A 22,169-nucleotide genomic window follows, 5' to 3' on the forward strand; every position below is an offset into this window, starting at 1 on the left:
GATCATGACGGTGTGACATTTACCGCCCGCCGCGCCTGGGCCCAATGACCCATGCGGACCTCGGATCGGCCATAATGGCGACCGTGTCGACCGCAACGGCTGCCCCTCGCTCTGCCCCCCACGTGAGCGTCAACCGACCGAACCCTGTGTCGGTCGGCACGATCGTGTGGCTCGCCAGCGAGCTGATGTTCTTCGCCGGCCTCTTCGCCATGTACTTCACGGTGCGCGCCGCGGTGCCCGAGGAGTTCGCGGAGCAGACCGCCAAGCTCAACCTGACCTTCGCGGCGATCAACACGACCGTCCTGGTGCTGTCGTCGGTGACGTGCCAGATGGGCGTGTGGGCCGCCGAGCGCTTCCAGCCCGTACGCAGCGGCTCGCTCCTGCAGGTCAACCGCTGGGGCATGAACGAGTGGATGACGCTCACGTACGTCATGGGCGCGTTCTTCATCGGCGGCCAGGTCTACGAGTACGCCGAGCTGGTGCACGAGGGCCTGACGATCTCGTCCAGCCCGTACGGCTCGGTCTTCTACCTGACGACCGGCTTCCACGGCCTGCACGTCGTGGGCGGTCTCATCGCCTTCCTGTTCCTGCTGGGCCGCTCGTTCTCGGCCAAGCGGTTCGGTCACCACGAGGCGACCACCGCGATCGTGACGTCGTACTACTGGCACTTCGTCGACGTCGTGTGGATCGCGCTGTTCGCGGTCATCTACCTGCTGCGCTGACTACCCGCTGCGCTGACGCAGCCCCGCCCCTGCCCCCTTACTTGCGAGACGAGGATCGATCCGTGAAGGCACTCGCAGCCCGCAGGCACGACCGGCGTGCACCGGCCTTGCTGCTCCTGCTGGCGCTGCTGCTGGTCGGTGCGGTGTACGCCGTGGTCGCCCCTTCGTCGGCCCAGGCCGCCACGAAGACCGCGACCGCTGACGACATCGCCGCCGGCGAGAAGCTGTTCCAGGCCAACTGCTCCACCTGCCACGGACCGTCCGCGGCCGGCACCGACAGCGCCCCGTCGCTGATCGGTGTGGGCGCCGCAGCCGTCGACTTCCAGGTCGGCACCGGTCGCATGCCGATGCAGATGAGCGGGCCGCAGGCCCAGGCGAAGCCCGTGCAGTTCACGGACGAGCAGATCGCGCAGCTCGCGGCGTACGTCGCGTCGCTCGGCGCGGGCCCGTCCATCCCGACGGCGGAGATGGTCGACCCCGCCCTCGGCGACTCGGCCTCCGGCATGGCGCTCTTCCGCACCAACTGCGCGATGTGCCACAACGCCATCGGCGCGGGCGGTGCCCTCTCGCAGGGCAAGTTCGCCCCGAACCTGTGGGACACCACGCCGACGCACCTCTACGAGGCGATGCTCACGGGCCCGCAGTCGATGCCGGTGTTCAACGACGCGAACCTCACGCCCGAGGAGAAGCGCGACATCATCGCGTTCATCGACGAGCAGGGCAACGGCTCGCCCGGCGGTCTCGACCTCGGCTCGCTCGGCCCCGTGAGCGAGGGCCTGTGGGCCTGGGTCGTCGGCCTCGGCCTGCTGCTCGGCATCTCTGTCTGGATCGGAGCGAAGTCCTCGTGAGCACCCCCCACGACTCCCACCAGGAGATCACGGTCTCCGGCGCGCAGGGCGCGGCGCCCGCGCGGTTCGAGAACCCGGGTCTGCACGAGCACAAGCCGCGCCAGGCCGACGTCGACCCCCGCGTCTCGAAGCGCGTGGAGCGCCAGGTCCTCCTGCTGCTGACCCTGTCGATCCTCGGCACCATCGCGGTGATCTGGGCGTACTTCGCGCTCCCGCCCGGCGAGACCGTCGGCTCGATGCGCCTGTCCAACCTCGTCCTCGGCGTGGGCCTCGCGGTCTGCCTGCTCGGGATCGGCATCGGCGGCAACTACTACATCAAGCTGCTCATGAGCAACCGCGAGTACGTCGAGGAGCGGCACGAGCTGCGCTCCTCGGACGAGACCCGCGAGGTCGCCGTCCAGATGCTCAAGGACGGCGGCGAGGACTCCGGCCTCACGCGCCGTGGCGCGATCATCGGCGCGGGTGTCACGGCGCTCGCACTCTTCCCGCTGTCGATCCTCGTCCCGCTGATCGGCAACGTCGGCGAGGACTGGAACGTGCGCAAGTTCAAGCACACGATCTGGAAGAAGGGCACGCGCCTCGCGACCGACCCGACCGGCCGCCCGATCAAGGCGTCGGACGTCACGATCGGCGACGTGTGGCACGTCATCCCCGAGGGCCTCAACGACCTGCACGAGGGCAAGCTCGACGAGAAGGCCAAGGCCGTCGTCCTGCTGGTGCGCCTCGACCCGCGCGACCTCAAGTCCGACCAGTCGCCCGAGGGTGAGACCTGGTCGCACGACGGCATCGTCGCCTACTCGAAGATCTGCACGCACGTGGGCTGCCCCGTGGCCCTGTACGAGCAGCAGACCCACCACCTGCTCTGCCCCTGCCACCAGTCGACGTTCGACGTGGCCGACAGCTGCAAGGTCGTCTTCGGCCCCGCCAAGCGTCCGCTCCCGCAGCTGCCGATCACCGTGGACGACGAGGGCTACCTCGTCGCGCAGGGCGACTTCGCCGAGCCCATCGGCCCGAGCTTCTGGGAGCGTGCGACCAAGTGAGCGAGCTCAAGACTGCCCCCACGCGCGGCGCCAAGGCCGCGGGCGCCACGGCGGACTACCTGGACCAGCGCACCGGCATCGGCAACGCGGTCAAGTTCTTCGCACGCAAGGTCTTCCCGGACCACTGGTCGTTCTTCCTCGGTGAGATCGCGCTCTACAGCTTCGTCACGCTGCTCGTCTCGGGCGTGTTCCTGACGCTGTTCTTCGTGCCGAGCATGGCCGAGACGCACTACGAGGGCCCCTGGCCGTCGATGAACGGCGTCGAGATGTCCGAGGCGTTCTCCTCGACGCTGCGCCTGTCGTTCGAGGTCCGCGGCGGTCTGCTCATGCGGCAGATCCACCACTGGGCGGCGCTGATCTTCATGGCGTCGATCGTGGTCCACATGTTCCGCGTCTTCTTCACCGGCGCGTTCCGCAAGCCGCGCGAGATCAACTGGCTCGTCGGCTTCGTGCTGCTGATCCTCGGCCTCGCCGCCGGCTTCTCCGGCTACTCGCTCCCCGACGACGTGCTCTCCGGCAACGGCCTGCGCATCACCGACGGCGTCGTCAAGGCGATCCCGATCATCGGGTCGTACCTGTCGTACTTCGTCTTCGGCGGCGAGTTCCCCGGCACGGACCTCATCCCGCGCCTGTTCACCGTGCACATCCTGCTCGTGCCCGGCCTGATCCTCGCGCTCATCGGCCTGCACCTGTTCCTCATGGTGATGCACAAGCACACGCAGTACCCGGGCTCGGGCCGCACCAACACCAACGTCGTGGGCTACCCCGCCCTGCCGGCGTACGCGGGCAAGCTGCTGTTCAACTTCTTCGTGGTGTTCGGCGTCATCGCGCTCATGGCGGGCACGATGTCGATCAACCCCGTGTGGAACTACGGACCGTACGACCCGTCGCCGGTGTCCGCGGGTGCCCAGCCCGACTGGTACATGCTGTTCCTCGAAGGGTCCCTGCGACTGATGCCGGGGCAGACGGAGATCATGCTCGGCAGCTACACGCTCAGCCTGAACGTGATCATCCCGGCCATGGTGGTCCCCGGCATCCTCTTCACGCTGCTGGGTGCGTACCCGTTCATCGAGTCGTTCGCCACCGGCGACAAGAGCGAGCACCACGTGCTCGACCGCCCGCGCAACCGCCCGTTCCGCACCGCGTTCGGCGTCTCGCTCCTCGTGGCGTTCGCGATCCTCGTGCTCGCGGGGTCGAACGACCTCATCGCGACGCACTTCCACCTGTCGATCAACGACATCACGTGGGCGTTCCGCGTGCTGATCTTCCTCGGCCCGTGGTTCGCGTTCGTCGTCACCAAGCGCATCTGCCTCGGGCTCCAGCGCAAGGACCGCGAGCTGGTGCTGCACGGCCACGAGACCGGACGCATCGTGCGCTACGCGTCCGGTGAGTACATCGAGGTCCACAAGCCGCTGGACGCGCACGAGCGCTGGCTCCGCGTGCAGCACGAGGCCATCCGCCCGCTCGAGATCGAGCCCGCCGAGGACTCGCGCGGCGTGCGCCGCAAGGGGTACAAGGCGGACCGCCTGCGGCAGCGGCTCTCGCAGCTGTTCTACGAGGACCGTGTCGAGCCCGTCACGCCGGCCGAGCTGGCCGCCGCGCACGCGGCGCACGGCCACCACGACGACCACGCCGTCGAGGGCTCCCACGGGGTCCCCGCGCAGGTCGGCGCCGGGTCTCCAGCATCCGAGACGACCGCCGACGAGCGGAATCACTGATCCCGGACGAGAGTTGACTGGGTCGGGCGGCTCGCCACTCCGGCGGGCCGCCCTACTCGTACCCAGCGGGAGCTGCTCGTTCCCGCACGACGCAGGAGAGGTACTCACGCATGGCTGACTACACGCTTCCGGACCTGCCGTACGACTACGCGGCCCTCGAGCCGCACATCTCCGGCCGGATCATGGAGCTGCACCACGACAAGCACCACGCCGCCTACGTCACCGGCGCCAACACGGCGCTCGAGAAGCTGGCCGAGGCACGCGAGTCCGGTGACCTCGGTGCGGTCAACCTCCACGAGAAGAACCTCGCGTTCAACCTCGGTGGCCACGTGAACCACTCGGTCTTCTGGCAGAACCTCTCCCCCGAGGGCGGCGACAAGCCTACGGGCGAGCTCGCCGCGGCGATCGACGAGTTCTTCGGGTCGTTCGACGGCTTCCAGAAGCACTTCGCCGCCAACGCCGTGGGCATCCAGGGCTCCGGCTGGTCGATCCTCGGCTGGGACTCGGTCGGGCAGAAGCTCGCGATCTTCCAGCTCTACGACCAGCAGAGCAACTTCCCGCTCGGCCTCGTGCCGATCGTCGTGCTCGACATGTGGGAGCACGCGTTCTACCTCGACTACGTCAACGTCAAGGCGGACTACGTCAAGGCGTGGTGGAACATCGTCAACTGGGCGGACGCTGCTGCGCGCTTCGAGCGTGCGCGTTCGCAGACTGCGGGCCTCATCGTCCCGACCGTCTGACGCACTCCTCTCGAAGGCCGCCACGCACCGTGTGGCGGCCTTCGGCGTCCCCGAGCACCGGGAGACCACATCTGGCCGTCCTGACGGGCCGCAGCGGCGCCAGCGGGCCGCCCACACCCGCCCACCCCGCGATTCCTCCGGCTCCAGGGGCGCTGAGCCGGAGGAAGGACGGGGTCGCCGGCCAGGGTCCCGACGACCCCGCGGTTGCTCCGGCTCCGGCCGGGCTGAGCCGGAGGAAGGACGGGATCGACGGTCAGGGATCCCCACGACCCTGCGATCGCTCCGGCTTCGGGCGCGCTGAGGCGGCGGAAGGGCGGGGTGGACGGTCAGGGCGTCGAGCTCGAGTGAGCCGACGACGACACGAATGACGAGGCCCCGGCCGGCCTAGCCGGTCGGGGCCTCGTGAGTCGTGCTGACGTCAGTGCGCGTGCTGTCCGCGAGAGAACTCGAACACCCAGCCGACGAGACCGATCACGCCGATCACGGCGCCGACGCCGACCAGCCACCACCCGACCGCGAGGCCGAGGAACGTGATCGCGGACGCGGCGCCGATGGCGAGCGGCCACCAGGACCACGGCGCGTACACGCCCTGGTCGCCGGCGCCCTGCTCGATCTCGCCGTGCTCGTCGTCCTCGGGGCGAGGGTCGATGCGCCGCGCGAGGAGCGCGAAGTACGCGCCGATCATCCCGACGAGGCCGCCGACGAGCGGGATGGCGACGGTGCCGACGGGCTCGCCGTCGCTCCAGAGCGCGTAGACGAGGCCGACGGGGACGAAGAACGCGATCCCGTAACCGAAGAGCTTGGCCTCGAGCTTCACTTCGTGCCCTCCTCGTTCGGGTTCGTGCGGGGCTCGTCGACGATCGTCGTCGTGGACTGCTCGGGCTCACCGGTGCCGTTCGCGACGCGCTCGGCGGCCGTGCTGACCTCACCCGTGCGCTGGGCCTCCCAGTCGAGCGGGCCCGGGTCCGGCTCGACGAAGTCCATCGCGGCGACCTCCGGGTGGTGCAGGTCGAACGCGGGGCGCTCCGAGCGGATGCGGGGAAGCGACGTGAAGTTGTGCCGCGGCGGCGGGCAGGACGTGGCCCACTCGAGCGAGGCGCCGAAGCCCCACGGGTCGTCGACGGTGACCTTCGGCGCGTTCCGCGCCGTGGTGTACACGTTCCAGAAGAACGGCAGCATCGAGGCGCCGAGGATGATCGCACCGACGGTCGACAGCTGGTTCATCCACGTGAAGCCGTCGGCCTCGGCGTAGTCCGCGTACCGACGCGGCATGCCGATGACGCCGAGCCAGTGCTGCACCAGGAACGTGGTGTGGAAGCCGATGAACAGCGTCCAGAAGTGGATCTTGCCGAGGCGCTCGTTCAGCATCTTCCCGGTGAACTTCGGCCACCAGAAGTAGAAGCCGGCGAACATCGCGAACACGACCGTCCCGAACACGACGTAGTGGAAGTGCGCCACCACGAAGTAGGTGTCGGACAGGTGGAAGTCGAGCGCCGGGCTGGACAGGATGATGCCCGTCAGGCCGCCGAAGAGGAACGTCACGAGGAAGCCGATGGCCCAGAGCATCGGGGTCTCGAACGTGAGCTTCCCGCGCCACATCGTGCCGATCCAGTTGAAGAACTTCACACCGGTCGGCACCGCGATCAGCATCGTCATGAACGCGAAGAACGGCAGCAGCACCGAGCCCGTGACGTACATGTGGTGGGCCCACACGGTCACCGAGAGGGCCGCGATCGCGATGGTGGCGTAGACGAGACCCTTGTAGCCGAAGATCGGCTTGCGGCTGAACACCGGCAGGATCTCGGTCACGATGCCGAAGAACGGCAGGGCGATGATGTAGACCTCGGGGTGCCCGAAGAACCAGAACAGGTGCTGCCAGAGCAGCGCTCCCCCGTTCTCGGGGTTGAAGACCTGCGCGCCGAGGCGGCGGTCGGCGCCGAGCGCGAACAGCGCGGCGGCCAGCGGCGGGAACGCCATGAGCACGAGCAGCGACGTCACGAGGGTGTTCCACGTGAAGATCGGCATCCGGAACATCGTCATGCCGGGCGCACGCATCGTGACGATCGTGGTGATGAAGTTGACGGCACCGAGGATCGTGCCGAAGCCACCGAGGGCGAGACCGAAGACCCACAGGTCACCGCCGAGGCCCGGCGAGTACACGGTGTTCGACAGCGGAGCGTAGGCGAACCACCCGAACGACGCGGCGCCCTGCGGCGTGAGGAAGCCCCCGGCGGCGATGAGGCCACCGAAGAAGAACAGCCAGAACGCGAACATGTTCAGGCGCGGGAACGCCACGTCGGGCGCACCGATCTGCAGCGGCATGATCACGTTGGCGAAGCCCGCGAACAGCGGTGTCGCGAACAGCAGCAGCATGATCGTGCCGTGCATCGTGAACGCCTGGTTGTACTGCTCCTTGGACTGGAACAGGTCCATGCCGGGCGTGAACAGCTCGGCGCGGATGAGGAGCGCCAGGAGGCCGCCGACGACGAACCAGATCACGCTCGTGATCAGGTACATGTACCCGATCGTCTTGTGGTCGGTGGACGTGACCCACTTGACCACGGTGCGACCGAGGCTCTGGCGCGACGGCGCCAGGCCCGGGATGTTCTCCACGACCGCGGCCATCAGTTCTCGTCCTCCCACTTCGTGCTGTTCAGGTCCTGCTTGCGGCTGTACTCGAGCCCCAGCGCACCCGTCTGCCCCTTCTCACGGAGCTCGTCGATGTGCGCGTCGTACTCCTCGCGCGAGACGACCTTCACGTTGAAGAGCATCGAGGAGTGCTCCTCGCCGCAGAGCTCGGCGCACTTGCCGCGGTAGAGCCCCTCCTGCTCGGGCGTGACCTGGAAGTGGTTCGTCTTCCCCGGGATCATGTCCATCTTGTAGAGGAACGCCGGCACCCAGAACGAGTGGATGACGTCGCGCGAGTCGAGCGTGAACTCGACCGTCTCGCCGACGGGCAGGTAGAGGGTGATCTGGTCGTCGAGGACGCCCTCGGTCGTGCCGACGTTCTGGGCGTGCTGGCCCGTGTCGAACACGTCGTCGTCGAGGTAGTTGAAGTCCCAGCTCCACTGCTTGCCGATGGCCTGCACGTGCACGTCGGCCTCGCCGGACGTGTCGTTGATCTCGGTCATGTCGCGGTTCGTGTAGTAGAACAGCACGCCGATCATGACGATCGGGAGGATCACGTACATGATCTCGAGCGGCACGTGGTAGCGGAGCTGGACCGGCAGCACGTCGTCCGACTTGCGCTTGCGGTACACGGCGACGCACCAGAGCATCAGGCCCCACGTGATGAGGCCGACGATCAGCGCGGCGATCCACGAGCCGACCCACAGGTCCGCGATGCGGCCCGTCTGGTTCGTGACCTCGGCGTCAGAGCTGCCGGGCAGCCAGCCGCGCTCGACCTGCTCGGAGCATCCGCTCAGTGCCACAGCTGCGACGGCCGCGATGCCTGCCCACTTCAGGGCCGGGCGCCGCGTCCGGCGGGGGGTTTCCGGGTGCAACGGGGGACCTCTCGCTCGCGTCCCGCGGTCCGCGGCACCCGGGAGGGCGTCACGCACCTGGGACCTTCGTCCTCGACCCGAGCAGCCTAGCGCGCGAACCGACCTGTCCGTCGCTCGTGGCGCGCGATGACGACGCCGTGTCAGCACCGTCACACTTCACCCGCACGGGTCGGTCGCGTGCTCGACCGCCGGTACACCTGTGCACGCGTACGCATGCCCCGGCCCGGTGATGGCCCGGCTACGGTGTCGCCGTGGACGAGGAGCAGCCGGCGGACCTCGGCGCGTCGCGTGCCCCGGGCACGGGTCCCGACGACGACCGCCCCGACGACCGCCCTCACGAGCGGACCGACCTCCGGTCGGCTCCCGCTCCCCGGCGCGTCGTGCTCGACGCAGGCGGCCGTGCTCCCCTGCTGCCGAGCGCACGGGCCGCGTTCGTCGAGGCCCTCGACCAGGGCTGGGCGGACCCGCGGCGGCTGCACGCGGAGGGCCGTCGCGCCCGCGCGTTGCTCGACGGGGCGCGCGAGGCGATCGCGGGTGCGCTCGGCGCGCGCACGCAGGACGTCGACCTGGCCCCGTCGCACACGGCCGCGCTGCACGCCGCGGTGCTGATGGTCGCGCGCGGCCGGCGGCGCGTGGGCGCCGACGTGGTGACGAGCGCCGTGGAGCGCGCCGCGGTGCTGCACGCGGCGGGCTTCGTGGCGCAGCGCGCGCAGGGCGAGCACCGCACGGTGCCGGTGGACCGCACGGGCGCCGTGGACCCCGACACGTTCGCCGCCGCTCTGCGGGCGCCCGGCGTGGCGCTCGCCGCCCTCCAGCACGCGAACGGCGAGGTCGGCACGCTCCAGCCCCTCGACGCCGTGCACGCGGCCGCCCGGGAGGCGGGCGTGCCGCTGCTCGTCGACGCGGGCGCGAGCGTGGGGCACGTGCCCACGGGCTCGTCGTGGGACCTGCTCGCGGCGGACCCGGGCGACTGGGGCGGCCCCGGCGGTCTCGGCGTGCTCGTCACGCGCCCGGGCGTACGGCGCGCGCCGGACTGGCCGCAGGACGAGGACCGGTGGTTCCCCGGCGGCGTGTCGGTCCCGGCCGCGCTCGCGGCGGCGGTGGCGTTGCAGGACGCGACGGCGACGGCGGCCGACCGCGACCGGCGGCTGCGCCCGCTCGTCGACGAGCTGCGGGGCACGGTCGCCGCACGCGTTCCCGACGTCGACGTCGTCGGCGACCCGGTGCGCCGGCTCCCCCACGTGCTGACGTTCTCGTGCCTGTACGTGGACGGCGAGGCGATCGTCTCCGAGCTCGACCGCCGGGGCTTCGCGGTGGGCTCGGGGTCCGCGTGCTCGTCGAGCACGCTCGAGCCGTCGCACGTGCTCGCCGCGATGGGCGCCCTCACGCAGGGCAACGTGCGCGTGGCGCTGCACCACGCCACCACGCCCCAGGACGTCGCCGACTTCCTGGCCGTGCTGCCGGGCGTCGTCGCGGACCTGCGCGCGAGCCTCGGCGTGGTGTGACGGGCGCTCCCGCAGGAACGACGAAGGCCCGCTCGCTCGCCGGGGGCGAGGAACGGGCCTTCGTCGTGCGAGGTCCGAGGCGTCAGCTGAAGGAGCCGCCGCACGCGCAGGCGCTGCCCGCGTTCGGGTTGTCGATCGTGAAGCCCTGCTTCTCGATCGTGTCCGCGAAGTCGATCGTCGCGCCCTCGAGGTACGGCACGGACATGCGGTCCACGACGACCTCGACGCCGTCGTAGTCGCGCACCGCGTCACCGTCGAGCAGGCGCTCGTCGAAGTACAGCTGGTAGATGAGGCCGGAGCAGCCACCGGGCTGCACGGCCACGCGGAGCCGCAGGTCGTCGCGACCCTCCTGCTCGAGCAGGCTGCGAACCTTGTCCGCCGCGACGTCGGTGAGGTTCACGCCGTGCGTGGCGACCTCGGTGGTCTCGCTCATGGGCACTCCTGACGGAAGACGAACGTTCTTCGCAGGACCCAACCACGGCGCGGTCGCAGATGTTCCCGGCGGCTGGCGCGGATCCTCGCCACCAGCGTACGCCCGCGCGCGCGACGCACCGCGCGACCGAGACGGATGCCACAGCGCGTCGCGGCCGGCGCCCCGGGGCGGCGGCGGTCAGGCGGGTGACCAGGTCCGCGCGACGCGGGCGACCCGCGCCGCGAGCGTGCCCGTCGGGTCGGCGAGCGCGGCGGCGACGAGGTCGTCGCGGTCGGCGACCGCGTACGCGCCCGCGAGCCCCGCGGCCGCCCACTCGCGGCGGCCCACCTCGACCTGACCGGCGACGACGATCGTCGGGACCGCGTACGGCAGGGCGCGCTGCGCGACGAGCGCGGCGACCTTGCCGTGCAGCGACTGCCAGTCGAACCGCCCCTCCCCCGTCACGACGAGGTCGCTCGCCGCGATGCGCGCGTCGAGGCCCACGGTGTCCGCGACGAGCGCAGCGCCCGGCACGACGCGTCCACCGAGGAGCGCGAGGCCGAAGCCCAGGCCCCCGGCCGCGCCGGCGCCCGGGGCGTGCGTCAGGCGCTTGGCCGCCGCGGCCGCACCCGCCGCGCCGGCGAGCAGATCGGGTCGCAGGTCTGCGCCGAGCGCGTCGACCGCGGCACGCGAGAACGTGGCGAGCGCGCGCTCGAGGTCCTGCGCCTGCTCGGGGGTCGCGCCCTTCTGCGGCGCGAATCCCGCGCTCGCGCCCTGCAGGCCGAGCAGCGGGACGTCGACGTCGGTCGCCACCAGCAGCTCCACGCCGCGCCACGCGTCGCGCAGTGCACGCAGCCCGCCCAGGTCGTCGGGGCGCACGCCCACGAGCGCGCCGCCGCCGTGCGCGAGCACGCCGCGCGGGTCCGGGTGGCCGAGCCCGACGAGCAGGCCCGCGCCGGCGTCGTTGGTCGCGGACCCGCCCAGCCCGACGACGACGCGGCCGGCGCCCGTGGCGCGCGCGGCGGCGAGCAGCTCGCCGAGGCCGCGGGTCGTCGTCCGCGTCGGGTCCCGCCGCTCGGCGGGGACGAGCGGGAGGCCGACGGCGTGCGCCGACTCGACGTAAGCGGTGCGTCCGCGCTCGTCGTCGACGACGAGCACCGCGGCCGGGGCGGGGTCGCCGAGGGGTCCCGGGACGGTCACCGCGACGAGCTCGCCGCCGAGCGTCGTGCGCAGCGTCTCGACGAAGCCGGGCCCGCCGTCCGACAGCGGGCAGCCCGTCACCTCGTCGTGCGGTGCGGCCGTGCGCCACGCGTCGACGACGGTCGACGTGGCCTGCGCGGACGTCAGGCTCGAGCCGAAGCAGTCGGGGGCCACCAGCACTCGCACGCCGCGCATCGTCGCACGCGCGGCCGATGTGTGACGTCGCCCACGCCCACAGCGGGGCGAAGGCCTCGCGGGCGCGCGGGCGCGTTGTGCGAGGATCGGCCCGTGAGCCTGACGACCCCTGGCACGTCCGCGCCGGCCTCTCGCGCGTTCGTCGAGCCCGCCCCCTCCGCCCTGCTCCTGCTGGGCCGCGGCGTGGACCTCGCGTCCGAGCGCGGTGTCGAGTGCGCGGGCGCCCTGCCCGCCCCAAGCGACCCGGACCTCGTCGAGCGTGCCCGTGCGGCGCGTGCGGCGCTCGGCGACCGCGCGTTCGTGCTCGGCCACCACTACCAGCGCGACGAGGTGATCGCGTTCGCCGACGTCACGGGCGACTCGTTCAAGCTCGCCCGCGAGGCCGCGGCGCGTCCCGAGGCGGAGTTCGTCGTGTTCTGCGGCGTGCACTTCATGGCCGAGTCCGCGGACATCCTCACGTCCGACGCGCAGCAGGTCGTCCTCCCGGACCTCGCGGCGGGCTGCTCGATGGCCGACATGGCCGCCATCGACCAGGTCGAGGACGCGTGGGACGTGCTCGTCGACGCGGGCGTCGCGGACGACACCGTCCCGGTCACCTACATGAACTCGACGGCGGCGATCAAGGCGTTCACGGGCCGCCACGGCGGCACGGTCTGCACGTCGTCCAACGCGCACGTCGCGCTGCGCTGGGCGTTCGACAAGGTCGGCGGCGTCGACGGCACCGGCAAGGTGCTGTTCATGCCCGACCAGCATCTCGGCCGCAACACCGCGGTGCAGCAGCTCGGCCTGTCGCTCGACGACTGCGTCGTGTTCGACCCGCGGCGACCCGGCGGCGGCCTCACGGCCCAGCAGCTGCGCGACGCGCGGATGATCCTGTGGCGCGGGCACTGCTCGGTGCACGGACGGTTCTCGGCGCAGAACGTCGCGGACGTGCGCGCGGCGGACCCGGGAGTCACGGTCCTGGTGCACCCCGAGTGCAAGCACGAGGTCGTCACGGCCGCGGACATGGTCGGCTCGACGGAGTACATCATCAAGGCGCTCGACGCGGCCCCCGCGGGCTCGTCGTGGGCGATCGGCACCGAGCTGAACCTGGTGCGGCGCCTCGCCGCCGCCCACCCGGACAAGACGGTGCACTACCTCGACTCGACGGTGTGCTTCTGCTCGACGATGAACCGCATCGACCTGCCGCACCTGGTGTGGACGCTCGAGTCGCTCGCCGCGGGGCGGGTCGTGAACCGGGTCGTCGTCGACCCGGACGACGCGCACTGGGCGCGCGTCGCGCTCGACCAGATGCTCGCCCTGCCCGGCTACTGACCGGCAGCAGTCCGCCCGCTCGTCCCCGGCCCGGCACCCAGGAGGAGTCGTGTCCACCGAGAAGCCCGTGCGCATCGGCCTGTTCGTGTTCGACGGCTGCGAGGAGCTCGACGTCGTCGGGCCGTACGACGTGCTCGCGTCGTGGGCGCACCACGTGCGCTCGGACACCGAGGTCGTGACGTTCTCGGCCGACGGCCGCGCCGTGCGCTGCGCGAAGGGGCTCGGCCTGGTGCCCGACCTCGGCGCCGACGACGTCGAGGACCTGCACGTGCTGCTGTACCCGGGCGGTCAGGGCACGCGCGCGCTCCTGCGCGACGAGGAGCACCTCGCGTGGGTGCGGAGGATGCGCGCGAGCACGCCGCTGGTCGCGAGCGTGTGCACCGGGTCGCTCGTGCTCGCGGCGGCGGGTCTGCTCGCGGGCCGACCGGCGACGACGCACTGGGCCTCGCTCGACCTGCTGACCGAGATCGACCCGAGCGTGCAGGTCGACCGCGAGGCGCGGTTCGTCGACGACGGCGACGTGGTCACGTCCGCGGGCGTCTCCGCGGGCATCGACATGGCGCTGCACCTGGTCGCGCGGCTCGACTCGGTCGATGCGGCGCGCGGCGTGCGGCGCGGCATCCAGTACGACCCGCGCCCGCCCGTGTGACCGGGTCCGGGTCGCGCCCCGACGGCGCACGACAGCACCCGGACGTACCGCTGAGTAACATCGCGACGTGATCCGCACCCTCCAGCTCGCGGCCGCCACGTTCCGTCCGCGCCGCGCGGTCCCCGGTCAGGACCTGTTCAGCCCGTCGGTCACGCGCATGCGCGTGCACCTGTCCGACCTCGACCTGTACCGCCACGTCAACAACGGCATCTACCTGCAGTGCATGGACGTGGCCCGGTCGAACTACCTCGCGGACCTCGGGTCCTTCGCCGCGCTCAACGAACGCGGCTGGTACCCCGTGGTCGCCGCGCAGACCATCAAGTACCGCCGCTCGCTCACGTTCCGTCAGCGGTTCGAGATCACGACGACGCTGCTCGGCTGGGACGCGCGCGTGGTCTACCTCGAGCAGTCGTTCTCGCGGCGCGGGAAGGACGGGCGGCCCGAGCACGTCGCGCGCGGTGTGGTCGCCGGGCGGTTCCTCGGGCGCGACGGCACCCGCGTCGCGGCGCCCGACGTGGTCGAGCTCCTCGCCGGCGCCCCGGTGCCGAGCCCGCCGGTCCCCGACGACGTCATGGCGTGGGCACGAGCGGTGGACGTCGCCGCCCGCTGAACCGGCCGCGAGAGCCCGGACGCGCGACGACCCGCGCAGCACGCGCCGCGCGGGTCGTCGGGAGACGGCGTCGAGGTCGACGCCGAGGTCAGTGCGCCAGGCGGTCCAGCAGGAGCGCCTCGGCCAGGACGACCTTCTCGAGCTCGCCCAGGTGCACCGACTCGTTGGCGCCGTGCGCACGCGAGTCCGGGTCCTCGACGCCGGTGACGAGGATCGCCGCGTCGGGCCGCAGCTCGAGCAGGTCCGCGATGAACGGGATCGAGCCGCCGATGCCGATGTCGACCGGCTCGGTCCCCCACGACTGCGCGAACGCCCAGCGCGCGGCCTGCATCGCGGGCGAGTCGGCCGGCGCCTGGAACGGCTTGCCCTGCTCGCCCTCGCGCACGGTGACGCGGGCGCCGAACGGCGCGTGCGCCTCGAGGTGAGCGCGCATCGCCGCCATCGCCTCCGCGGGGTCGCTGCCGGGCGCGATGCGGACCGACAGCTTCGCCGTGGCGCGAGGGGCGATGGTGTTGGACGCGCTCGCGACACGCGGCGCGTCGAACCCGATCACGCTGATCGCCGGACGCGTCCACAGCCGCGCGGTGAGCGGGCCGGTGCCGGCGAGGCGCACGCCGTCGAGCACACCAGCGTCGGCACGCAGCGCGGCCTCGTCGTAGTCGACGGCCGGGTCGGCGGCGCGGTGCAGGCCGGCGACCGCGACGTCACCGTTCTCGTCGTGCAGCGTCGCGACCAGGCGCGCGAGCAGGGTCGGCGCGTCGAGGACCGGGCCGCCGTACATGCCGGAGTGGATCGCGTGGTCGACGGCCTGGACCTCGACCTCGAGGTCGACCAGGCCACGCAGCGACGTCGTCAGGCCGGGCGTCCCGACCGCCCAGTTCGACGAGTCCGCGACGACCATGACGTCGGCGACCGCGAGCTCGTCGTGGTGCGCCTTCAGGAAGTCCGCGAACGTGGGCGAGCCGATCTCCTCCTCGCCCTCGACGAACACGACGAGGCCGACGCCGAGCTCGTCGCCGAGCACGCGCAGCGCGCCGAGGTGCGCGACGATCCCGGCCTTGTCGTCGGCCGCGCCGCGCCCGTACAGGCGCCCGTCGCGCTCGACGGGCTCGAACGGAGCGGTCTGCCACTCGGCGTCGTCGCCCGGGGGCTGCACGTCGTGGTGCGCGTACAGCAGCACGGTCGGCGCGCCCGGGGCGGCGGGGCGCGTGGCGAGGACCGCGGGGCGGCCGCGACGACCGTCGGCGCCCGCCGCGTGGACCACGCGCACGTCGGGCAGGCCGGCGCCCCGCAGCAGCTCGGCGACGTGCGCCGCGCTCGCCGCGACGTGCGCCTGGTCGAACTCGGCGTTGGAGACGCTCGGGATGCGCACGAGCGTCTCGAGCTCGGCGCGCAGCGCGGGGAAGGCGGCCGCCGTGCGCGCGCGCAGCTCCGCGACACGCTCGGGGGTGGGAAGGGCGGGAAGGGCGTGGTCGTTCGTCACGGCCAGCCACGCTACTCGACTACCCTGGAAGGGTGTTCGGACGCCAGAAGCCCCCTGTGACGACCCCCGGCCCGGTCGACGACGTGCCGGTCGGCATCATCGAGGAGGGCAAGGGCCGCCCGACTCCGCGCCGCAAGGAGGCCGAGGCCGCCAACCGGCGCCCGCTGGTCCCTTCCGACCGCCAGAGCGCCGCGAAGGCCGCACGGGCCGCGCAGCGCGAGCAGCGGGACCGCGAGTACAAGGCGCTGCAGGCGGGCGACGAGAAGGCGATGCCGCCGCGCGACCGCGGTCCGGTGCGCCGCTACGTGCGCGACTACGTCGACGCGCGCTACAACCTCGGCGAGTGGTTCCTGCCGATCGCGGCCGTGTGTCTGGTCGTGCAGCTCTCGTTCGCGCAGATCAACGCGTACGTCTCGGTGATCGCGCTGTTCGGGCTGTACGCGTACGTCATCGCCTCGATCATCGACGCCGTCGTGCTGTGGTTCCGCATCAAGCGGCGGATCATCGCGAAGTTCGGCGAGGTGCCGCGCGGCACGCTCATGTACGCCGTGATGCGCGCGTTCCAGCTGCGCCGCTCGCGGCTGCCCAAGCCGCAGGTGAAGCGTCGCGCCTACCCCGAGTGACGGGTGCCGCGCGCCCCCGGTCGAATCGGTTCGAGCGACGGCCTAGGGTGAGCCCATGGTCAACTACCGATTCCTGGGCCGCTCCGGCCTGAAGGTCACCGAGATCATCTACGGCAACTGGCTGACGCACGGCTCGCAGGTCGAGAACGACACCGCCAGGGCGTGCGTGCGCGCCGCGCTCGACGCCGGTATCACGACGTTCGACACGGCCGACGTGTACGCGAACACCGCGGCGGAGACCGTCCTCGGCGAGGCGCTGAAGGGCGAGCGCCGCCAGTCGCTCGAGATCCTCACCAAGGTCTACTGGCCCACCGGCCCCAAGGGCGCGAACGACTCCGGCCTGTCGCGCAAGCACATCCTCGAGTCGATCGACGGCTCGCTGCAGCGCCTGCAGACGGACTACGTGGACGTCTACCAGGCCCACCGGTTCGACCACTCGACGCCGCTCGAGGAGACGATGGTCGCGTTCGCGGACGTCGTGCGTCAGGGCAAGGCCCTGTACATCGGCGTCAGCGAGTGGACCGCGGACCAGATCCGCGCGGGCGCGGCACTGGCGCGCGAGCTGCGCGTCCCGCTGGTCTCGAGCCAGCCGCAGTACTCGATGCTGTGGCGCGTCATCGAGGAGGAGGTCGTCCCCGCGTCGCGCGAGGAGGGCCTGTCGCAGATCGTGTGGTCGCCGGTCGCCCAGGGCGTCCTGACGGGCAAGTACCTGCCCGGCCAGCCGGCGCCCGCCGGGTCGCGCGGCACCGACGAGAAGGGCGGCGCGCGCATGATCGGCGGCTTCCTGGAGAACCAGACGACGCTCGAGCGCGTGCAGCAGCTGCGCCCGGTCGCGGACGAGCTGGGCCTGACGATGGCGCAGCTCGCTGTCGCGTGGGTGCTGCAGAACGACAACGTCGCCGCGGCGATCATCGGCGCGTCGCGCCCCGAGCAGGTCGCGGAGAACGTCAAGGCGTCGGGCGTCACGATCCCCGACGAGCTGCTGGCCCGCATCGACGAGGTGCTGGGCGACAGCGTCGTGCGGGACCCGGGCGAGACCGCCAAGTCCTCGCCCGCGTCGCGCTGACCTGCCGGGTCAGGACACCTCGGGCGCGCGTGCCCGGTCGGGCCGGTCGTCGTGGTCGACGGTCGGCCCGGCCTCGTCCCGGGCGTCCACCACGACGACGTCCACGGTCGGGGCCTCGACGCGCAGGCGCGGCAGCAGCACGTGCACGAGCGGTCCGACGAGCAGCGCGTACGCGATCGTCGCCACCCCGAATCGCCCGCCGAGCAGCATCCCGGTCACCACGACGACGACCTCGATGGACGTGCGCACGACCGCGACCGACCACCCCGTGCGCGCGACGAGGCCCGTCATGAGCCCGTCGCGCGGGCCCGGTCCGAGGCCAGCGCCCACGTAGAGCGCGGTGGCGAGGCCGTTGAGCGCGATCCCCGCGGCCGCGACGAGCACGCGCCAGCCGAGCCCCAGGTCGCCCACGCCGTCGAGCAGCGCGAGGAACGGGTCGACGAGCACGCCGATGACGAGCACGTTGGCGATCGTCCCGAAGCCGGGTCGCTGCCGCAGCGGGATCCAGCACGCGAGCACGAGGGCGCTGATGGCCAGCGTGACGGTGCCGAAGCTCGCGCCCGTGCGGCGGGCCACGCCCTGGCTCAGCACGTCCCACGGCATGTTGCCCAGCCCGGCGTCCACGAGCATCGCGATCGACACGGAGTAGAGGACGAGGCCGACTGCGAGGCGCACGAGGCGACGACCGGCGGGGGCGGGGATCACGAGCCCATCCTCGCCGACGACGCCGACGTGCTGCGCGGCAGCTCGAGGGTGGTGCCCTCCGCCCAGTCCCGGCTCGCCGCGCCCGCACCGGCCCCGCGGCCTCGCGATCCGTCCCCGCGGACGACCCTCCCCAACGCTGCCACCAGCGCGACGAGCACACCCGCCGCGGCCATCACCATCTCCATGGCCCCAATCTGGCGACCAGTGGCTACCGAATCCAGGGCCACTTCTGCAAGAGTGGCCCCATGACCGATCTCACGAGCGACCGCCGGATCTCCGGCCACGGCGTCGCGACGATCATCGGCGCCTGGTCGCGGCCCGGTGCGGCCTACGCGGCGCTCGCCGACGCGCTGCGCCAGGCCGTGCTCTCCGGGTCGCTCCCGCTGCGCACGCGCCTGCCCAGCGAGCGCGAGCTCGCCGACGCGCTGCAGGTCTCGCGGACGACGACGACCGCGGCGTACGACGCGCTGCGCGACGAGGGGTACCTGGTCTCGCGCCGCGGCTCCGGCACGGTCACCACCCTGCCCGAGCGTCTCCCCCGCCCGGGCGCGCCCCTCACGCGGCCGACGAACCTCGACGACGACGTCGTCGACCTCACCACGGCGGCCCCGCAGGCGCCCGAGGGCCTGCACGACGCGGTGCGCGACGCGCTCGACCTCCTGCCCCGGTACCTGCCGACCACCGGCTACTCCCCCGCAGGCCTGCCCGAGCTGCGCGAGGCGATCGCCGCGCGCTACACCGAGCGCGGCACCCCCACCAGCCCCGACCAGGTGCTCGTCACCACCGGGGGCCAGGAGGCGATCCACCTGCTCGTCGCCGCGCACGCCGGTCCGGGCGACCGCGTCCTCCTGGAGCACCCGACGTACCCGCACGCGCTCGACGCGGTCCGGGCCGCCTCCGCGCGCCCCGTCGCGGTCCCGTCGGGACCCGACGGCATCGACCTCGACCTGCTCGCGTCGACCGTCCGCCAGGCCTCGCCGCGGCTCGCGTACCTCATCCCCGACCACCGTAACCCCACGGGCACGTCGCTGTCGGCCGACGACCGCGCCCGCGTGCGCGACCTCGCGCAGCGCACGCGCACGCTCGTCGTCGGCGACGAGGCGCTGACCGACCTCACGCTGGACGGCCCCGAACCCGCGTCGTTCGCGGGCGACGGGGCGGGCACCCACGTCGCGTGCCTCGGATCGGCGTCCAAGACGTTCTGGGGCGGGCTGCGGATCGGCTGGGTGCGCGCGCACCGCGACCTCGTCGGCCGACTGACGGCGCAGCGCGCGCACGTCGACATCGGCTCGTCGGTGATCGACCAGCTCGTCGTCGCACGCCTGCTCGCCGACCGCGACGCGGTCCTGACGCAGCGCCGGGTGATGCTGCGCGAGCGCCGTGACCTGCTGCGGGACCTGCTCGCGCAGCGGCTGCCCGGCTGGACCCCGAACCTGCCGCCCGGCGGCCTCGCGCTGTGGGTCGACCTGGGTGCGCCCGTCTCGTCGGCGCTCGCCGCGCTCGCGCCGCGGCACGGCGTGCGCGTCGCGGCCGGTCCGGTGTTCGGCGTGGAGCCCGGGCTCGAGCGCTACCTGCGCGTCCCGTTCACCGAGCCGCCCGCGCGGCTCGAGCGCGCCGTCGACGGCCTCGCGCGTGCCTGGGCGGAGCTCGGCGCGGCCGACCGCGAGCCGGCCCGGGCCGAGCCGTCGCTCGTCGTGGTCTGACGCGTCAGACGCGCGGCAGCGGGATCTGCGGCCCGACGGGTCGGTCCTCCTGGCGAAGCGACGCGGACGTCACGCCCTGCTCGGCGAGCGTGCGCCAGTGCTCGCCGAGCCACTGCTCGGCGTCGTACCGGTTGCCGAACACCGGGCTGACCGGCCGGTCCACCGGACCCGACGGCCCGGACAGCAGCCACTCCCACTGCGGACGCAGCGTGCTCACGCCGCCTGCCCCCGTCGGGCGTCGGTCGCCAGCGCGCGTCCGACGCGCGCCGCCCACGCGGGGCCCTCGTAGATGAACGCGGTGTACCCCTGCACGAGCGTCGCGCCGACCGCCAGGTACTCGCGCGCGTCGGCGGGCGTCGTGATGCCGCCCACCCCGATGATCACGGCGTCCTCGCCGAGCCGCGTGCGCAGCCGCGCGACGACGTCGAGGCCGCGCGCGAGCACCGGCGGGCCGGACAGGCCGCCGGGGCCCAGGTCGTGGCCGATCGTCGTGTTCACCGCGACCACGCCGTCGAGCCCGAGCTCGGCAGCCAGGTCGGCGACCGCGTCGACGTCCTCGTCCGACAGGTCCGGCGCGATCTTCACGAGCAGCGGCACCGGGTTGACCGCGGCCGCCGCGGTCGCCTCGTCCGCGGCCGTGCGGACCGCCTCGAGGATCGGGCGCAGCGCCTCGACCGACTGCAGGTCGCGCAGGCCCGGCGTGTTGGGCGAGGACACGTTGACGACGAGGTAGTCCGCGTACGGCGCGAGCCGCGACGCGCTCGTCGCATAGTCCGCGGCCGCCTCCTGCGCGGGCGTCACCTTCGTCTTGCCGATGTTGACGCCGACGACGAGCGAGCGCCCGTGCGGCGTGCTGCGCAGCCGCTCGAGGCGGCGCGCGACGACCTGCGACCCCTCGTTGTTGAAGCCCATCCGGTTGCGCAGCGCGCGGCGGTCCAGCACGCGCCACAGGCGGGGCGCCTCGTTGCCGGGCTGCGCCTGCGCCGTGACCGTGCCGATCTCGACGAACGAGAACCCGAGCATCGCCAGGCCCTCGACCGCGCGGGCGTTCTTGTCGAAGCCCGCCGCGAGCCCGAACCGGCCGGGCAGGTCGCGTCCCCACACGCGCACCGCGCCGCTGCGCGGGACCGCGAACAGCGGGGCGACGAGCCGGCGCAGCAGGGGCGCCCGCCCGACGAACGAGATCAGGCCGAACGCGACCTCGTGCGCGCGCTCGGGGTCCATACGCCGGAAGACCAGGTCGAACAGGAGGCGGTACACGCGCTCACCCTACGGTCGGCGGGGCCGCGTCGTCGGGCGTGTCCAGGTCCGCCGCCCGGCCCGTCCGGCCCGTGCGCCACAACCACCACAGCCCGAGGAACGGCAGCACGAGCGGGACGTACCCGTAGCCCGCGCCGAACTGCGACCACACGGTCTCGTCGGGGAAGTCGCCCACGTCGACGAGCGACAGCGTGCCCACCGTCAGCACCCCGACGAGCTCGAAGCCGACCGTGACCCACGCGAGACGGCGCAGGTCCCGCGCGAGCGCGACCGTTGCCACGACGTACACGATGCCTGCGAGCAGCGACAGCGCGTACGCGAGCGGCGCCTCGTCGAGCTTGGTCGTCACCTGGTACAGGCCGCGCGCCGTCGCCGCGAGGGCGAGCACGCCGTACACCGCCACGAGCAGACGTCCCGCGCCCGAGCCCGTCGAGCGGTGCGTCGGCGCACCGGACGGGCCGGCCGTCGCGCCCCCGGTCGGCTCGGTCACAGGGTCCCCCAGATCTGCAGGAGCCTCAGCTCCAGGAACGCGACGGTGAACGTCGCCACCAGCAGCACGACCGAGCTCCAGCGCGTGCGCTCGGCGAACGCCCAGGCCGCGGCGAGCGGCAGGATGATCAGCTGCGTGATGACGTAGCCCCAGATCAGCACGCCGTCGACGTCGTGCCCGCCCGTCGCCTGCACGACCGCGAGGACCACGGCCTGCACGACGAGCACGCCCTCCACGACCGCGGCGCCCCACAGCTGGCGGAGCACGACCGCGCGGTCCCGCACGACGAACCACAGGGCCCAGCCGGCGAGAGCCGCGCAGAGCAGGGCGACGAGCGCGGCGAGGACGAGGTTCACGGCTGCACAACCTACCCGCCCGACGCC

Annotated in this window: 23 protein-coding genes; 12 read left to right on the forward strand and 11 right to left on the reverse strand. The window is 72.6% G+C overall.

Translation table 11 applies throughout. The features are described from left to right. The first annotated feature begins 74 nt into the window (after nt 1-74). From ctaE to F1D97_RS12925, 5 genes are all read left to right on the forward strand, one after another. The gene (gene ctaE, locus F1D97_RS12905; protein WP_236120888.1) at nt 75-722 is read left to right on the forward strand and encodes an aa3-type cytochrome oxidase subunit III; all 648 of its coding nucleotides are present in this window, start codon (nt 75-77) and stop codon (nt 720-722) included. 62 nt (nt 723-784) lie between these two features. Further along, entirely contained in the window at nt 785-1,570 is a 786-nt protein-coding gene (gene qcrC / locus F1D97_RS12910; protein WP_236120889.1) for a cytochrome bc1 complex diheme cytochrome c subunit, read from the forward strand. Further along, nucleotides 1,567-2,610: a cytochrome bc1 complex Rieske iron-sulfur subunit gene (qcrA, locus tag F1D97_RS12915; protein ID WP_396022520.1), complete on the forward strand. Its 1,044-nt coding sequence runs from the start codon at nt 1,567-1,569 to the stop codon at nt 2,608-2,610. Before qcrC ends, qcrA begins: the two co-directional genes overlap by 4 nt. Continuing rightward, entirely contained in the window at nt 2,607-4,328 is a 1,722-nt protein-coding gene (qcrB, locus tag F1D97_RS12920) for a cytochrome bc1 complex cytochrome b subunit (protein WP_236120890.1), read from the forward strand. Before qcrA ends, qcrB begins: the two co-directional genes overlap by 4 nt. 110 nt (nt 4,329-4,438) lie before the next feature. After that, nucleotides 4,439-5,068, forward strand: a complete 630-nt coding sequence (locus tag F1D97_RS12925; protein WP_236120891.1) for a superoxide dismutase — start codon at nt 4,439-4,441, stop codon at nt 5,066-5,068. A gap of 418 nt (nt 5,069-5,486) precedes the next feature. Here F1D97_RS12925 and F1D97_RS12930 read toward each other — a convergent pair whose 3' ends face one another. The 3 genes from F1D97_RS12930 to ctaC are packed head-to-tail and all read right to left on the reverse strand — an operon-like array spanning nt 5,487 to nt 8,571. Then, the gene (locus tag F1D97_RS12930) at nt 5,487-5,885 is read right to left on the reverse strand and encodes a cytochrome c oxidase subunit 4 (protein WP_236120892.1); all 399 of its coding nucleotides are present in this window, start codon (nt 5,883-5,885) and stop codon (nt 5,487-5,489) included. Further along, nucleotides 5,882-7,693: an aa3-type cytochrome oxidase subunit I gene (gene ctaD / locus F1D97_RS12935; RefSeq protein WP_236120893.1), complete on the reverse strand. Its 1,812-nt coding sequence runs from the start codon at nt 7,691-7,693 to the stop codon at nt 5,882-5,884. The genes F1D97_RS12930 and ctaD overlap by 4 nt, the downstream gene beginning before the upstream one ends. Next, on the reverse strand, nt 7,693-8,571 hold the full coding sequence (gene ctaC, locus F1D97_RS12940) for an aa3-type cytochrome oxidase subunit II (RefSeq protein WP_236120894.1): 879 nt from the start codon (nt 8,569-8,571) through the stop codon (nt 7,693-7,695). Before ctaC ends, ctaD begins: the two co-directional genes overlap by 1 nt. Before the next feature lie 251 nt (nt 8,572-8,822). Between ctaC and F1D97_RS12945 the strand changes: the two genes are divergently transcribed. Then, the gene (locus F1D97_RS12945) at nt 8,823-10,076 is read left to right on the forward strand and encodes a cysteine desulfurase family protein (protein WP_317618874.1); all 1,254 of its coding nucleotides are present in this window, start codon (nt 8,823-8,825) and stop codon (nt 10,074-10,076) included. Nucleotides 10,077-10,158: 82 nt separating this feature from the next. Here the strand turns inward: F1D97_RS12945 and erpA are convergent, their stop codons facing one another. Together erpA and F1D97_RS12955 are read right to left on the reverse strand one after the other, a co-directional pair. Then, nucleotides 10,159-10,509: an iron-sulfur cluster insertion protein ErpA gene (gene erpA, locus F1D97_RS12950; protein ID WP_094182205.1), complete on the reverse strand. Its 351-nt coding sequence runs from the start codon at nt 10,507-10,509 to the stop codon at nt 10,159-10,161. 177 nt (nt 10,510-10,686) lie between these two features. Then, nucleotides 10,687-11,883, reverse strand: a complete 1,197-nt coding sequence (locus F1D97_RS12955) for a glycerate kinase family protein (RefSeq protein ID WP_236120895.1) — start codon at nt 11,881-11,883, stop codon at nt 10,687-10,689. Between the two features lie 93 nt (nt 11,884-11,976). Between F1D97_RS12955 and nadA the strand changes: the two genes are divergently transcribed. The 3 genes from nadA to F1D97_RS12970 all read left to right on the forward strand — a co-directional run bounded on the left by nadA (nt 11,977) and on the right by F1D97_RS12970 (nt 14,456). Further along, the gene (gene nadA, locus F1D97_RS12960) at nt 11,977-13,197 is read left to right on the forward strand and encodes a quinolinate synthase NadA (protein ID WP_236120896.1); all 1,221 of its coding nucleotides are present in this window, start codon (nt 11,977-11,979) and stop codon (nt 13,195-13,197) included. Nucleotides 13,198-13,246: 49 nt separating this feature from the next. Continuing rightward, nucleotides 13,247-13,846 (forward strand): DJ-1/PfpI family protein, encoded by a 600-nt coding sequence (locus F1D97_RS12965; RefSeq protein WP_236120897.1) that lies wholly within the window; start codon nt 13,247-13,249, stop codon nt 13,844-13,846. 67 nt (nt 13,847-13,913) lie between these two features. After that, nucleotides 13,914-14,456, forward strand: a complete 543-nt coding sequence (locus tag F1D97_RS12970; protein ID WP_236120898.1) for an acyl-CoA thioesterase — start codon at nt 13,914-13,916, stop codon at nt 14,454-14,456. Between the two features lie 88 nt (nt 14,457-14,544). On the opposite strand, the gene F1D97_RS12975 is transcribed toward F1D97_RS12970, so the two are convergent. After that, nucleotides 14,545-15,939, reverse strand: coding sequence for a dipeptidase (locus F1D97_RS12975; protein WP_236120899.1), 1,395 nt, complete (start codon nt 15,937-15,939; stop codon nt 14,545-14,547). A 56-nt stretch (nt 15,940-15,995) separates the two neighbouring features. Between F1D97_RS12975 and F1D97_RS12980 the strand changes: the two genes are divergently transcribed. Both F1D97_RS12980 and F1D97_RS12985 read left to right on the forward strand, forming a co-directional pair. Continuing rightward, nucleotides 15,996-16,562 (forward strand): DUF3043 domain-containing protein, encoded by a 567-nt coding sequence (locus tag F1D97_RS12980; protein WP_236120900.1) that lies wholly within the window; start codon nt 15,996-15,998, stop codon nt 16,560-16,562. Between the two features lie 55 nt (nt 16,563-16,617). After that, on the forward strand, nt 16,618-17,628 hold the full coding sequence (locus F1D97_RS12985) for an aldo/keto reductase family protein (protein WP_236120901.1): 1,011 nt from the start codon (nt 16,618-16,620) through the stop codon (nt 17,626-17,628). A 9-nt stretch (nt 17,629-17,637) separates the two neighbouring features. Here F1D97_RS12985 and yczE read toward each other — a convergent pair whose 3' ends face one another. After that, nucleotides 17,638-18,333 (reverse strand): membrane protein YczE, encoded by a 696-nt coding sequence (yczE, locus tag F1D97_RS12990; RefSeq protein WP_236120902.1) that lies wholly within the window; start codon nt 18,331-18,333, stop codon nt 17,638-17,640. Between the two features lie 245 nt (nt 18,334-18,578). Between yczE and yczR the strand changes: the two genes are divergently transcribed. Further along, entirely contained in the window at nt 18,579-20,036 is a 1,458-nt protein-coding gene (gene yczR, locus F1D97_RS12995) for a MocR-like transcription factor YczR (RefSeq protein WP_236120903.1), read from the forward strand. A 4-nt stretch (nt 20,037-20,040) separates the two neighbouring features. Here yczR and F1D97_RS13000 read toward each other — a convergent pair whose 3' ends face one another. Genes F1D97_RS13000 through F1D97_RS13015 form a run of 4 tightly spaced genes read right to left on the reverse strand, consistent with a single transcriptional unit; the run spans nt 20,041 to nt 22,142 of the window. Next, nucleotides 20,041-20,253 (reverse strand): hypothetical protein, encoded by a 213-nt coding sequence (locus F1D97_RS13000; protein WP_236120904.1) that lies wholly within the window; start codon nt 20,251-20,253, stop codon nt 20,041-20,043. Then, a complete protein-coding gene (locus F1D97_RS13005; protein WP_236120905.1) occupies nt 20,250-21,296 on the reverse strand; it encodes a quinone-dependent dihydroorotate dehydrogenase in 1,047 nt (348 codons plus the stop codon). The genes F1D97_RS13000 and F1D97_RS13005 overlap by 4 nt, the downstream gene beginning before the upstream one ends. 4 nt (nt 21,297-21,300) lie before the next feature. After that, nucleotides 21,301-21,786 (reverse strand): hypothetical protein, encoded by a 486-nt coding sequence (locus tag F1D97_RS13010; protein WP_236120906.1) that lies wholly within the window; start codon nt 21,784-21,786, stop codon nt 21,301-21,303. Further along, nucleotides 21,783-22,142: a hypothetical protein gene (locus F1D97_RS13015; RefSeq protein ID WP_236120907.1), complete on the reverse strand. Its 360-nt coding sequence runs from the start codon at nt 22,140-22,142 to the stop codon at nt 21,783-21,785. Before F1D97_RS13015 ends, F1D97_RS13010 begins: the two co-directional genes overlap by 4 nt. Nucleotides 22,143-22,169 lie beyond the last annotated feature (27 nt).

Source organism: Cellulomonas palmilytica (genome assembly GCF_021590045.1).
Lineage (GTDB): Bacteria > Actinomycetota > Actinomycetes > Actinomycetales > Cellulomonadaceae > Cellulomonas > Cellulomonas palmilytica.